Origin of the sequence: Streptomyces sp. NBRC 110035, from assembly GCF_000829695.1 — a bacterium.
Taxonomy (GTDB): Bacteria; Actinomycetota; Actinomycetes; order Streptomycetales; family Streptomycetaceae; genus Streptomyces.
Genome location: NZ_BBNN01000053.1, coordinates 47,137 through 60,005, shown reverse-complemented (window position 1 = coordinate 60,005; position 12,869 = coordinate 47,137). Strand labels below are relative to the sequence as shown.

The window sequence follows — 12,869 nt, the reverse complement described above, 5'->3', positions numbered from 1 at the left end:
GAACCCGGCCAGCACCGCGCGGGCGGCGTTCTCGGCGTCCAGGGTGTCGGACTTGCCGTTCATGCGCCGCAGCCGCCGGTCCGGGCGGCCGGCCTCGACCACCTTGTGGCCCGCCCTGCGCAGGAACGAGGTCAACGTGGCACCGTAGGAGCCGGTGCCCTCGATCCCGAAGGCCAGAACCTTGCCGAACGAGGCGGCCCAGTCCGCCAGTTGCCGGAAGCCGCCGGTGTCGGTGGGAATCGTCAAGGTGGCCAGGATCCCGCCGATCGTGTCCATCACCGCCGCGACGTGCACGTGCTTGTGCGTGTCGACGCCGATCACAACATGCCCGGACCTGGGCTGCTCGCTGTGGTGCACGGTTGGTCCTTCCGGTCGCTAACGTGGGTGTTCACGCTGTCGCCGGTCGGACGGACAGGACTGTCACGGGGACGCTTTGGTGAGTCGGCTCCAGGCTCCTATACAGATCAACGCCAGGACACTCACGGGGTCAGTCATACGCAAGAGTCAGACCGCCTCAGCCGGGACTACCCGATCCTTGCGGGATCCGGTGCGAAAAGACTGACAGTCATATGAGTCCCCGACGGAACCCATCGACGCTTGAACTCCCGCTCTCACCAGGCGTGTTGTGAGCTTGATGGACGTGTACTGACAGCCGTGGTCGGCGTGATGGATGAGCTTGCCGGGCTCGACCTCACGGGACGCGAGCGCGTACTCCGGCGTGGTCAGGACCAGGTCGGCGTCCGCGCGGGCCGGGGTCTCCCAGGCCACCACCCGGCGGGAGAACGCGTCCCGGATCGCCGAGAGCCACAACGGGCCCTCCCCGGTGGAGATCATGGTGAGGTCGGTGACCCACAGCCGGTTCGGCGCGGACGCGGTGAAGTCCCGGTTGACCAGGTCCGGGGCGGGCGTGGCCTTGGCATCGCGGCGGGTGAAGCCCTTGCGGCGTGGGCTGATGCCCGCGATGTCGGCCTCGCGCATCAGACGTTCGACCCGCTTGCGGCCGACGCGCGTGCCCTCGCGTCTGAGGACGGCGTGCACGCGTGGTGATCCGTAGACGCCACCGGATTCCGCGTGGATCTCCTTGATCTGCTCGGTGAGTTCGGTGAGCCCGGCGTCGCGGCGTTGCCGTTCGCACGGCTCGCGCTCGGCGCGGCGCCAGCGGTAGCAGGTGGAGGAGGGGATGTGCAGTTCCCGAAGTACGCACTCGGCTCCCAGGCGGGGATGCTCGTCGAGGAGCGCCGTCACCTGGGCCGGGTCGGGTCGAGTTGCGCCGCGAAAAACGCAGACGCCGTCCGCAGCACGTCGTTCGCCCGCTTGAGCTGGGCGTTCTCCTTACGCAGCGCCACCAGCTCGGCCCGCTCGTCGGTGGTGAGCCGGTCGTCGCGCTCGCCGGCGTCCGCCTCGGCCTGCCGGATCCAGCCGCGCAGAGCCTCGGGATGCACACCGAGGTCGACAGCCGGCTTCTTGATCTGCGGCCTCGGCTCCGTGGTGCGATACATCCGTACCGCACGCTCACGCAACTCCAGCGAGTACTTTCTGGGTGCAGCCATGGCCGATGCTCCTCTCATGAGAACCATCTGACCCTCTGTCACCACCCTCCGCATCTCGGGGGAACCTCACCCCTGGCCGCCCGCGTCTCCCCCGGTCGGGCGCCCCTCCCCCCGGCGCGTGGCCGACATGACCGACACCGGCGCCGCCGAGTTCACCGTCACCGCCTTCAGTGAAGCACTCCGCCGGGAGCCCACCCGGCAGCACGTACGCGTCAGCTCCATCGAACCCGGCGCCGGTCACCACCGAACAGAGCCGTCCCCCGCCACAGACCGGCCCCCCGGGGCACACCCGCACCGCTCGTCTCCGGCGCGCCGAGGTGGTGACGTACCGCGGAAGCGGCTTCGAGCCCCAGGAGGTGCCCCATACGGACGGAAACGACGAGGCTTCCGTCCAGGGCGGCGAGGAGGAGGTGGCGGCCCTGGAGGACGGGCGGGGCCTGCCGCTTCCAAGACGCTCCGGGCGGGCCGTCCGCCCCGGGCCGGAGTCCGGATCGCGGCAGTCGGTGCACGAGGTCCGGCACCCGCGGGCGTGCTTCCCGGACCCCGGCCACGATCCGGAATCCATGATTCCGTGACACCTGTCACACCACGTCCGCGATCTACGCAGGCCGTTTAGTAGAACCCGCTCAGACGACATAGGGGATTTGTCCGTCTTGCCGTGGGCGTGAGGCGGGCCGAGGCGGGCGGCGATCCGGTGGGGAGCCGAGTGCTGCGGTTCTTTCGCCGGACGAGGGCTTCTGACGAGGCGGCAGGCGTCCCGCGGGGCCCGGCGCGAGCGGGTCGGCACGCTCTCCCGCCCGCCGCAAGACCCTCGCGGACCTACGAAGCCCGGTAGTGCGACGGCCTTTGCGCCCGACGCCGGGCCGTCCCAAGAATGACGACCTCCGGACAGCAGCAGGTGAGGTCACGCATGGGAAAGCATCGTCATCAGAAGCGGTACCGGCGGACGGTCGTCACGGCAGTCGCCATGAGCGCCATAGGCATACCCTCGGTCGCCATGGCCTGTGCCGACTGGCCCGGCAGCGGGCAACGGCAGAACCAGGACACCGCCGCCCCCGCCGCGGCCGAGGACAGGTGGGGCGACGCCGACCGGCACCGCCCGTGGAACGGCCGGCAGCACGGCGGGTCCACGACGGCGCCGACGAGCACACCGGCCGCCACCGCGAGCCCCTCGAAGGCCGGTGCACCGAAGCACGGCAGCGCCAGGCCGTCGCACAAGCCGAAGAAGACGGCTCCCGGGACATCCGCCTCCAGGCCCATCAGCACGGCCCCGAAGCCCACCGCCGAGCCCACCACCGCGGCCCCGAAGCCCACCACCGCGGCCCCTGAGTCCTCTACGACCGCGCCGCGGCCCACTACGGCCGCCCCCGAACCCGCCGCCGGTGCTTCGAGCCCCGCGGCGACGGCTGACGCCACCGCCTCCGGAGCCGTCGCCAGGGTCGTGGAACTCGTCAACGCCGAGCGCGGCAAGGTCGGTTGCTCCCCGGTGAAGGTGAACCCCACCCTGACCGAGGCCGCGCAGGACCACAGCGACGACATGGCGGCGAGCGGCAGCATGTCGCACACCGGCTCGGACGGGTCCTCGCCCGCCGACCGCATCACACGGGCCGGCTACAACTGGAGCACCTACGGCGAGAACGTCGCCTACGGCTACTCCACTCCCGAGCAGGTGATGGCCGGCTGGATGGCCAGCCCCGGCCACAAGGAGAACATACTGAACTGCGCGTTCGAGGAGATCGGCGTCGGTCTCGCGCAGCCCGGTGACTACTGGACCCAGAACTTCGGCACGGCCCGGTAGCCGCCGCACGCCCGCACCCGCCGGCGGTCTGCCGTCAGCGCGACGTGCACGGCGAGCCGCGCCGGCCGACCCCGCGCCGAACGCACCACCCCGGCCGACCGAGCCGTCACGGCGGGCGCGGCCGGGCTGTCTCCGCAGCCGTCCCGGCCCCGGCATCGGGGCACCGACCGCCCTGGCTCCCGGTTCCCGGCCGGGGCCGCGGGACACGAGGTCCGGCCGGAGTGCCGGCTCGGTCACCTCGTCCTTGATGGCCGTCGGCTCCTTTTGCCGGGAAGGACCTCGAGTCGGGGGCGCGTTGCCGTTGGACGGGTCATGCTCTGTGGGTGTGTTGTCCGGTGCCCGGCAGGTGGGCACGGTGACCGGCAAGTGTCCGGGGAGTGGCGATGGATCCGATCTCGGCAGCCGCGCTGGCGGCTCTGGCAGGGAGTGTCGGCGGCGAGGCCGGCCGGCAGGCGTGGGCGGCGTTGAGCACGCTGGTCCGTCGCCCGTTCCGGCGTGATGAGGCCGATGGTGGGGCCGGTGCACTGGTGGTGAGTTCCGGTGAGGCCGAGCTCACGGCGCTGACGCAGGATCCCGGCGAGTTGGAGCGAGCCCAGCGGTTGAGCACGGCCCTTGCCGTACGCGCCGCGCTCGACGCGGAGTTTCGCCTCGCCCTGGAGAGCTGGTGGCAGCAGGCGCGGTCGGTGCGTACGGGTGAAGGTGCGGTGACGAACCGGGTCAGCGGGGGAACGCAGTACGGTCCCGTCGTCATGGGCAGGGACTTCTCCGGTCTCACCCTCACCACCCACGGCCCGGCCGGGCCCGGTGCGGTGTCCACCGACAGGCACGGACCGACGCGCCCTGCCCCGGACGGGGCGCGCCTTCCGCGACGGGTGACGCGCAGGAGGGCTGAACCGGCGTCGCCGGCGGGCAGCGGCTCACGCCCTCCCGGCGAGGCGACGCTGCAGTTCGGCGTGGCGGAACTGGTACGTCGCGCCGACCTGCCGAAGCACTCCCCTCCGGTGTGCGTCCGCGAGGAACGGCATCAGCCGCCATGGCACCTGGCCGCGTAGGGCGAGACACCATCGGGCGAGCGTGAACGATCCGTACCTGGCCTGGAGGAAGCCCCAGGCCAGGCCGGTGGCCAGCCCGTCGGCCACTCCGGCCAGGGCTCCCCGCCACGGCCCCAGGAGCGATCCGATGACGAAGGAGGCGGCGATGCCGATCGCGAGGCCGCCCGCCATGGCGGTGGTCCAGAACGTGGCGCGGTCCTGGGCCAGTGCGGTCTGCGGGTCCGCCGCGGCCGTCGCCTCGGCCGGTTTGGCCTCCAGCCCTGCGCCGAAGGAACCGCCAACGGCACCCACCACGCCCGACAGCAGCCCGTTGAGCAGGCCGGCCTGCAGGGTGACGGCGATCCGAGGGCGAGACCGCCGCCCAGGCCGGTGAGGATGCCGATCGGTGACCAGCGGAGTCCTCTCGCCGGAAGGCGGCTGTGCCCCAGGGTGACCACGCAGGCTGCGGCGACGGCGAACCCGACGCTGTTGACCCACGGCGCCGAGTCCCCCATTTCAGGCTCTCCGACGAACGCCCCGACGAAGGACGCCGCGAGACCGCCCGCCAGTCCGGCCCGGAAGCCGCCGAGGAATCCGGGCACCAGGCCCAGTGCGAGCCCGCTGACGAGGTACCCCGCCGGGCTTTCGATCCCGAGCGTGGCGCGCATGCCGAGCCCGAACGCGGACCCGAGGAGGCTGCCGATCAGACCTCCTGCCAGCCCGCGGTTGAAGGTCCGGTTGGGTGGACTCCACCGGCGGCCCAGCAGCGCCACGGCGACACCGACGATCATGCCGGCCCCGAGCCAGGCGCCGAAGGGCATCACCACACCGGCCGGCACCGCCACGAGTCCCACCACGGGTCCTGCCAGAACCCTCGGCGCCGCGTCGGGGAGATCCCACCATCTGAGGTCGGTGGTGCCCTGCTGACGGTCTTCCAGGTCACGGGCGAGACAGGTCAGGAAGTGGGACGCCTGCCCGAGCGTCCAGTGGGGCTTCGGCCGTGAAGGACCGGCCGTCCGGGCCGGGGGTGGGGGTGGGGTCCGGTGCCGCGCGTAGGAGGCGGGGATGAAGGAATCCAGCAGATGTGCCCGGATCGCGGCGGGCGTGGGGAAGGGTGAGCGGTCCAGGAGTTCGGCCGGATGGCCGGCAGGGGCGTGGTGTCCGTCCGGCGCGGGGTCTCGTTCACAGTCCTGCGCGGGGACGTACGCGGAGTCCTGTGCCGGATCCGACGGGCGGCCCTCCGGTCCGGAGGCGTACCCGATGTCCTCCCCTGCGTCCGGCGGGGGGTCGTAGGCGACGCGGGCCAGGTACGCCATCAGCGGCGTCGTGAGCAACTGGGCCAAGGGATGAGGGTCGTGCCCGGCGGCCAGCGCGGCGAACACCTTCTGCCGGCGGGCTTCGTTGGTCGGCCCGCCGGCGGAGTCCCGGAGGTACGACGCGACGGTGTCCAGGTCCAGCGGCTCGACCTCGACGCCCGCCGCGCCGATCACCCGCACCTCGGGCCCGCTGCGGGGCCGGACGGTGGCGGCGAAGGGAGCGCTGCGTGAGCTGAGGACCATTCCGAGGTCCGGGTGGAGGCCGAGGGTGTCGTTGATCCGGGCGATCGCACGACGGCGGACACCGTCGGGGATCTCGTCCAGGCCGTCCAGCACCAGCATGATGCAGCCGGCGTCCAGGAGTTCCCGTCCCCTGCTGGCTCCCGTGCGGCCGGGATCGCCGAGCCACGGATAGTCGATGCCCAGCCGCTGTTCCAGCCACAGGTCCAGTTCCTCCCGGTCCGGGTCCCACGAGGCGAGTGGTACGAGCACGGGCACGGGGCCCCCGGGGCGGCGGCGCACGAGCAGGTCCAGCACCAGCCGCACCAGCAGCACGGTCTTGCCGGAGCCCGGTTCCCCGAGCACGACCAGGCGCCCCGTGGGTACCCGGGTCAGCACCCCCACCAGTTCGCCGCCGCCCCCCGGACAGCGCTTCGGGCCCGGAGGCCCAGCCGGACGGCGAGGCCGGCGCCCAGCCGATTCCGGTCGTCGCCAGCCGGAGCAGCGAACGCCAGGGCTCCATGAGTTCAGGATCGGCGGACCGCCACCGGACCGGAAGCGGGTACGGATCGTTCAGGCGCCGCAGCGCCGCCTCCTCCCTCCACTGGCGTGTGACGGCGGACGCGAGGTCGTCCGCGGCCCGGACCAGGTCGGCCTCCCCCGTCGTCCTGGACGGCGGGTCGACGGGAGGGTTGACGGTGACGGGACCGAGGAAGTCCCGCCGCAGGACGACGGGCCCGCCGACCCCCGAGAACTCGTTGTGGGTGTCGCCGTCCCCCCGTCCGCTCCTCCTCCTGCGCGTCCCGTTCCACGAGCGTCCCCCTTTGGCCGAGAACCCCTGCCGCTCCTCGCACCCGCCTGTACACGGCCCGACGCCCCCCACGCACACGGCCGAGGGGCACGGATCAGGTTACCCAGCCACTCCCGGCCCCGTGAGACTCACGCGCGCGTGGCAACCGCCCGGGCTCCCCCGGGCCGTACGGACCCGGCGCCGGTGGGCTCTCGTGCCTCCGGCCCGGTCGAGGTGGTCGCGGACGAGGCGCCGTCGTCGTCATGGACACCGGTGCCTCGCGGCGCGAGGGCAGCGGTCGGCCCGCCGAGCGGCCGGCGCTCGACCCGGCGTCGGCACAGTTCATGGGCGTCGGCTTCGCTCGTCGTCGGGTCCACGTCGTGCCGGCCTTGTACGGGGCCTACTCCGGTAGGTGTGCCTCCGGCGCGTCCGGGCGGTGGTCGGGGAGGGCCGACCCGGCCGCCGCCTCGTGGTGCAGCCGCAGGAACTCCAGGTGCCGTTCGTACTGGTCGAGGCTGTCGGCGATGAGCTGTTCCTTGGTGTAGCCCATCACGTCGTATCCCTGGTTGCCCTCGGCGAGCTGGACCTCGAAGCGCACGTAGGTGTCGTGGGTGCTGACCGACTTGGTGGCGAACGCGGGCGTCGGCAGTTCCACGGGCCAGATCCGGTAGACGAATTCGTCGCTCGGGCCGCTCGGTACCCGGAGGCCGACGTGCGTCAGGCCGTTGTCCTCGTCGACCCCTTCCAGGAGTTCCGCTTCCGCTCCTTGTTCCCGCAGTTCCTGGACGACCTCCTGGAAGGCGGGGCGGCCCACCTCGTCGACGAACCTGGTGGCCGCCCGCCGGCCGGGGAAGGCCATCACCCGCGCCAGCCGGTGCCGCCAGTTGCGTGCCCCCGGCGGGCCCTGCAGCGTGGTACGGCTGGAGAGCGACGCCGGCAGCGTGGTGATCAGCGCCTCCGCCCGCATCCGTTCGGTGCGCAGCGCCAGATAGAGCCCCGCCATGATCAGGAACATGACGAAGGAGAAGGGCAGCCCCATGATGATGGTGGCGTCGGTGAGCGCCTGCACACCGCCCACGAGGAGCATGGCGAGGGTCAGCAGCCCCGTCGTCACCGCCCAGAAGATGCGCAGCCACGGGGACGCGTCGGTCACCGGGGTGGGCAGGTCGGAGCTGAGGTTGCCCATGACCAGGGCCCCGGAGTCCGCGGAGGTGACGTACAGCAGCAGCCCGACGAACGTGGCGAGGCCGACGCTGAACAGGGCGCCCGGGTACTGGTCCAGCAGGCCGTAGAAGCCCTGCTCGGGGGCGTTCATGGCCGTTTCGCCGAACTCGGCGTTCCCGTCGCGCACCAGGAACAGGGCGCTGTTGCCGAAGACGGCGAGGAAGAGGCCGGTGAAGAGGAACGGGATGATCAGTGTCGCCGCGACGAACTGGCGCAGGGTGCGGCCCCGGGAGATGCGGGCCAGGAACAGCCCGACGAACGGCGCCCAGGCGATCCACCAGGCCCAGAAGAAGAGCGTCCACGCGTCCAGCCACTCGGTGGGCTGGTCGTAGGCGAAGGTGTTCAGGGTCATCGACGGGAAGCGGCTGACGTAGTCCCCGACGTTCTGGACGAGGGAGTTGAGCAGTCGGAACGGTTCGCCCACGACCAGGATGAAGAGCATGAGCAGGACGGCCAGCAGGACGTTGAGCTGCGACAGCCGGCGGATGCCCTTGTCCACACCGGCCACCGCGGACACCGTGGCCATCACCACCGCCACGGCGATCAGGCCGATCTGCGCGGGAAGCCCCTCCGGCACGTCGAAGAGGACCTTCAGTCCGTAGTTCAGCTGCACCACGCCGATGCCGAGCGACACGGAGATGCCGAACACGGTGCCGAGGATGGCCGCCAGGTCGACGGCGTCACCGATCCGTCCGTGGATCCGGCGGCCGATGATCGGGTAGAGCGCGGAGCGGATCGCGAGCGGCAGCCGGTACCGGAAGGCGAAGTAGCCGAGTGCCATGCCCATCAGCGCGTACATGGCCCAGCCGGTGATGCCGTAGTGGAACAGGGTCCACACCACGGCCTGCCGGGCGGCCTCGACCGTCTCCGGGTCGCCCTCCGGTGGCGCGAGGTAGTGGCTGACGGGTCCGGCGACCGAGAAGAACATCAGGTCGATGCCGATGCCCGCCGCGAACAGCATCGCCGCCCAGGCGAAGAGGCCGTAGTCGGGCTTGTAGTGCTTGGGCCCCAGCTTGACCGTGCCGTACTTGGAGACGCCGATGAAGACGACGAACGCCAGGTACAGGGTCGCGGCGAGGAAGTAGTACCAGCCGAACCACGAGGAGATCTTGTCGACCGCCACCCCGATGGCCGATTCCGCGCCGGAGGGCGTGATGATCGCCCAGATCGACACCGCGAGGATCAGCACGGCCGACCCGAAGAAGACCACGGGTTTGAGCGTGCCCGCGCCCGCCGTCGCGGCTTCCACCGTCGGTTCTTCCGGTGCTGTTCCGACGCCCTTGTCTCCTGTGGTCGACACGGCCGTTTTCCTCCTTGGTCGAGGGTCAGGACATCGGCTCGCGGCGGCCGGTGGCTGCCGCGGCGGCGCGCACGGAGCGCGGGAGGCCTCTCGTCGGTGTCCGGACTCGCCGTGGTACGGGCGGTACGGGCGGTACGGGTGGTACGGGTGGTACGGGTGGTACGGGAGCGTCCTGGTGGTTCCGCGTCCCCGACCGGCACCGGTGAAACATGGTGGCCTCGCTCGCCGGTCCCGGGACCCGGACGGCTGCGGTCCGGGTCACCGCCCCGTCCCCCCGGCGGGCCCCGGGCGGCCGGTGAGCAGGTCGGCGGCGCGTTCGGCGGCGAGCAGGACGGTCACCATGGGGTTGATGGTGGGCATCGTCGGGAACACCGACGCGTCGACGATGCGCACGCCCTCGACACCGCGCAGCCTCAGCTCGGGGTCGCAGACGGCCATCGGGTCGTCCGCGGCGCCCATGCGGCAGGTGCCCGCCGGGTGGTAGACGGTGTGCGCCGCGCGGCGCCCGTACTCCGACAGGTCGGCGTCGGAGGTGACGTCCGGGCCGGGTGCGACCTCGCGGACGAGCCAGTTGCTCAGGGGATCGGTCGCCGCGATCTCGCGGGCGATCTTCAGTCCCTCCACGAGGGTGTGTGCGTCGTGGCCCTCGGGGTCGGTGAAGTACCGGAAGTCCAGGGCGGGATGGTCGATCGGGTTGGCGCTGCGCAGCCACATGCGGCCGGTGGAGCGGGCGCGCGGCACGTTCGGCGTCATGCACACCCCGTGGTCCGGGACGGGGTAGCCAAGGCGTTCGGTGTTGACGGTGAACGGCACCTGGTAGAAGTGGAACATCAGGTCCGGGCGCGGCTGGCCGGCCTCCAGGCTCAGGAACAGACCGGCGTCGGAGTCCATCGCGGAGTTGGGCGGCAGGGGGCCGTCGGTCTCCCAGACGATCACGGACTCGGGGTGGTCCAGCAGGTTCTCCCCCACGCCGGGCAGGTCGGCCCGTACGGTGATGCCCAGGCGGCGCAGGTCGTCGGCCGGGCCGATGCCGGACAGCATCAGCAGCCTCGGGGTGTCGATGGCGCCGGCGCACAGCAGGAGTTCACGCTCGGCGCGCACGGTGGCGGGCTCGCCGTCGGCACCGCGGACGGCGACGCGGGTCGGCCTCCCCGACTCGTCGTCGAGCAGCCGGTGGGCCCAGGTCTCCAGGAGGAGGGTGAGGTTGGGGCGGTCCAGGACGGGGTGGAGGTAGGCGACGGAAGCGGAGGAGCGCAGGTTGCCCTCCGGCTCGTAGGCCAGGGAGAAGAAGCCGGTGCCGTCGGCGAAGGGCTCGGCGTTGAAGTCGTCGACGACGGGGACTCCGGTGGCCCGGGAGGCGGCGGTGACGAAGTCCTTGGCGATGGGGTTGCGGTCGGCCTCGGCCACCGGGACGATCTTGGTGAGCAGGCGGTCGCGGTAGGGGAGGATCGTCGCCGGGTCCCAGCCGGTGCAGCCGTGGGCCACCCAGTCGTCGAGGTCCTGCGGCAGCGGCAGGAAGCTGATCAGCGTGTTGTGGGAGGAGCAGCCGCCCAGGACGCGGGCGCGTGAGTGCAGGATGTGGGAGTTGCCGCGCGGCTGCTCGACGGTGGTGTAGCCGTAGTCGAACTCCGAGCCGAGCAGGTTGATCCAGTTGCGCAGGCGCAGGATGCGGTCGTCGCCGACGTCGCTGGGGCCGCCCTCGATGACACAGACGCGGCAGTCGGGGTCCTCGCTCAGGCGGGCGGCGAGCACACAGCCGGCGGTGCCGCCGCCGACGATGACGTAGTCGTAGGCGGACTCGGCGCCGTGCGGGGTGGTGGGGGCCATGGGATGCCTTTCTTCGGCAGCCGTCGGGAGCGGGCGGTGAGCGGTGAGCTGCGGGCGGTGTGCCGCGGCCGGTCAGCCCTTGAACCAGCCGGAGGGCGCGGGGGCCAGGTTCTGGTAGATGTGCTTGGCCTCCTGGTATTCGCGCAACCCGGTGGGGCCCAGCTCGCGCCCCACGCCGGAGCGGCCGAAGCCGCCCCACTCGGCCTGCGGCACGTAGGGGTGGAAGTCGTTGATCCACACGGTGCCGTGCCGCAGCCGCTGGGCGACGCGCTGGGCGCGGCTCGCGTCGGAGGTCCACAGGCCGCCGGCCAGGCCGTAGCGGGTGTCGTTGGCCAGTTCCACCGCCTCGTCCTCGGTGCGGAAGCGCTCGACCGTGACGACCGGTCCGAAGACCTCCTCCTGGACGATGCCCATGGACCGGTCGCAGTCGGCGAAGACGGTCGGCAGGAGGAAGAAGCCACTGCTCAGCGCCGGGTCGTCGGGGCGGGTGCCGCCGGTGACGAGCCGTGCGCCCTCCTTGAGGGCGGCGGCGATGTGGCGTTCGACCTTCTCCCGGTGCTCGGCGGAGCTGAGGGGGCCGCTCTCGGTGCCCTCCTCCATGCCGTTGCCGAGGCGGATCGCCCGGGCGCGCCGGGCGAGGGCGTCCACGAACCGGTCGTGCAGGGAGTCCTGGACCAGCAGTCGTGAGCCGGCGGAGCAGACCTGCCCGGAGTGCAGGAAGGCGGCGTCCAGCGCGTAGTCCACGGCGGCGGCGAAGTCGGCGTCCTCGAAGACGATGTTGGGGTTCTTGCCGCCGAGTTCCAGGGCGATGTTCTTCGGCCCCCGGGCGGCGGCGGCCATGATGGCGCGTCCCGTGGCCAGGCCGCCGGTGAAGGACACCAGGTCGACCTCGGGATGGTCCGTCAGGGCGGCGCCGACGGTCGCCCCGGAGCCGAGCACCAGGTTGGCGACGCCGGGGGGTGCGCCGGCCTCCTCGATCAGCCGGATCATGGCGATCGTGGTGAGCGGCGTCGTCTCGCTGGGTTTGAGGACGAAGGTGTTGCCGGCGGCCAGCGCCGGCGCGACCTTCCACGAGGCCTGCAGCAGCGGGTAGTTCCAGGGGGCGATGAGCGCGCACACCCCGACGGGCTGGTAGACGACGCGGCTGAGGACGTCCGGGCCGACGTCCACGACCCGGCCGCCGTCCTTGCCCGCGAGTTCGGCGAAGTAGCGGAAGGCGTTCGCCACGTCCTCCACGTCGATGCGGGCCTCGGTCAGTGTCTTGCCGGTGTCGAGGGTCTCGGTGCGGGCGATCTCGTCCCTGTCGCGCAGCAGCAGGTCGTGGACGCGCAGCAGGAGGTCGGCGCGGTGGCGGGTGGGGGCGTTCGCCCACTCCCCCTGGTCGAAGGCGCGCCGGGCGGCGCGCACCGCGCGGTCCACGTCGGTGGCGTCCGCCTCGTCGACGGTGGTGACGACGGAGGCGTCGTACGGGTTGACCACCTCCCGCCGCCCGCCGGCCGCGGCCTGTGTCCACTCGCCGTCGATGTACAGCTCGCCCACCGCGGGACCTCCTTCGCATCCGGCCGGTGCCGACCGGTGTGCCGGTCGGCGACACGGCCCATCGTGCGGTCGGCGGCCGCAGGCCGCACCTCCACGCTCGCGACCGGGTGGTCCGGGCGCCCCTTCTCCGCGTCTCCGCGTCTCTTTGTCTTCTTGTCTCCGGTCATGAGAACGCGTGTCCTTGCCGCCACACGATCGTTGGTCCTCACGCCGAAGCGGCCGGGACGGCCACCTCCTGACGGTGGAAGCCGGGCCATGGCCGACGCCGGAGGGCA

Annotated in this window: 9 protein-coding genes; 2 read left to right on the top strand and 7 right to left on the bottom strand. The window is 72.0% G+C overall.

Translation table 11 applies throughout. The annotated features are described in order from the left end of the window. The 3 genes from TU30_RS30585 to TU30_RS30575 form a co-directional block, all read right to left on the bottom strand. Positions 1–357 (bottom strand): transposase (locus TU30_RS30585; protein WP_042176355.1); only part of this gene is annotated, 357 nt, incomplete at its 3' end. Positions 358–504: 147 nt separating this feature from the next. After that, on the bottom strand, positions 505–1,245 hold the full coding sequence (locus TU30_RS30580; RefSeq protein ID WP_078878665.1) for an IS3 family transposase: 741 nt from the start codon (positions 1,243–1,245) through the stop codon (positions 505–507). Then, positions 1,242–1,550, bottom strand: coding sequence for a transposase (locus TU30_RS30575; RefSeq protein ID WP_042176341.1), 309 nt, complete (start codon positions 1,548–1,550; stop codon positions 1,242–1,244). The genes TU30_RS30580 and TU30_RS30575 overlap by 4 nt, the downstream gene beginning before the upstream one ends. A gap of 910 nt (positions 1,551–2,460) precedes the next feature. Here TU30_RS30575 and TU30_RS30565 point away from each other — a divergent pair. Together TU30_RS30565 and TU30_RS38465 are read left to right on the top strand one after the other, a co-directional pair. Further along, complete coding sequence (locus TU30_RS30565) at positions 2,461–3,348, top strand: CAP domain-containing protein (RefSeq protein WP_042176336.1); 888 nt, start codon at positions 2,461–2,463, stop codon at positions 3,346–3,348. 383 nt (positions 3,349–3,731) lie between these two features. Continuing rightward, positions 3,732–4,400, top strand: coding sequence for a hypothetical protein (locus TU30_RS38465; RefSeq protein ID WP_360619232.1), 669 nt, complete (start codon positions 3,732–3,734; stop codon positions 4,398–4,400). On the opposite strand, the gene TU30_RS30555 is transcribed toward TU30_RS38465, so the two are convergent. From TU30_RS30555 to TU30_RS30540, 4 genes are all read right to left on the bottom strand, one after another. Beyond that, the gene (locus TU30_RS30555) at positions 4,373–6,313 is read right to left on the bottom strand and encodes an NACHT domain-containing protein (protein ID WP_042176334.1); all 1,941 of its coding nucleotides are present in this window, start codon (positions 6,311–6,313) and stop codon (positions 4,373–4,375) included. The genes TU30_RS38465 and TU30_RS30555 overlap by 28 nt on opposite strands. 791 nt (positions 6,314–7,104) lie before the next feature. Further along, complete coding sequence (gene betT, locus TU30_RS30550) at positions 7,105–9,228, bottom strand: choline BCCT transporter BetT (RefSeq protein WP_078878659.1); 2,124 nt, start codon at positions 9,226–9,228, stop codon at positions 7,105–7,107. A gap of 258 nt (positions 9,229–9,486) precedes the next feature. Beyond that, positions 9,487–11,055 (bottom strand): GMC family oxidoreductase, encoded by a 1,569-nt coding sequence (locus TU30_RS30545; protein ID WP_042176332.1) that lies wholly within the window; start codon positions 11,053–11,055, stop codon positions 9,487–9,489. A gap of 72 nt (positions 11,056–11,127) precedes the next feature. After that, positions 11,128–12,594 carry an aldehyde dehydrogenase family protein gene (locus tag TU30_RS30540; protein ID WP_042176330.1) on the bottom strand — a complete coding sequence of 489 codons (1,467 nt, stop codon included), beginning with the start codon at positions 12,592–12,594 and terminating at the stop codon, positions 11,128–11,130. Positions 12,595–12,869: the final 275 nt, after the last annotated feature.

Coding starts and splice junctions, on each gene's coding strand:
- TU30_RS30575 (WP_042176341.1), bottom strand. CDS start 1,550: ATGGCTGCACCCAGAAAGTACTCGCTGGAGTTGCGTGAGCGTGCGGTA.
- TU30_RS30565 (WP_042176336.1), top strand. CDS start 2,461: ATGGGAAAGCATCGTCATCAGAAGCGGTACCGGCGGACGGTCGTCACG.
- TU30_RS38465 (WP_360619232.1), top strand. CDS start 3,732: ATGGATCCGATCTCGGCAGCCGCGCTGGCGGCTCTGGCAGGGAGTGTC.
- TU30_RS30545 (WP_042176332.1), bottom strand. CDS start 11,055: ATGGCCCCCACCACCCCGCACGGCGCCGAGTCCGCCTACGACTACGTC.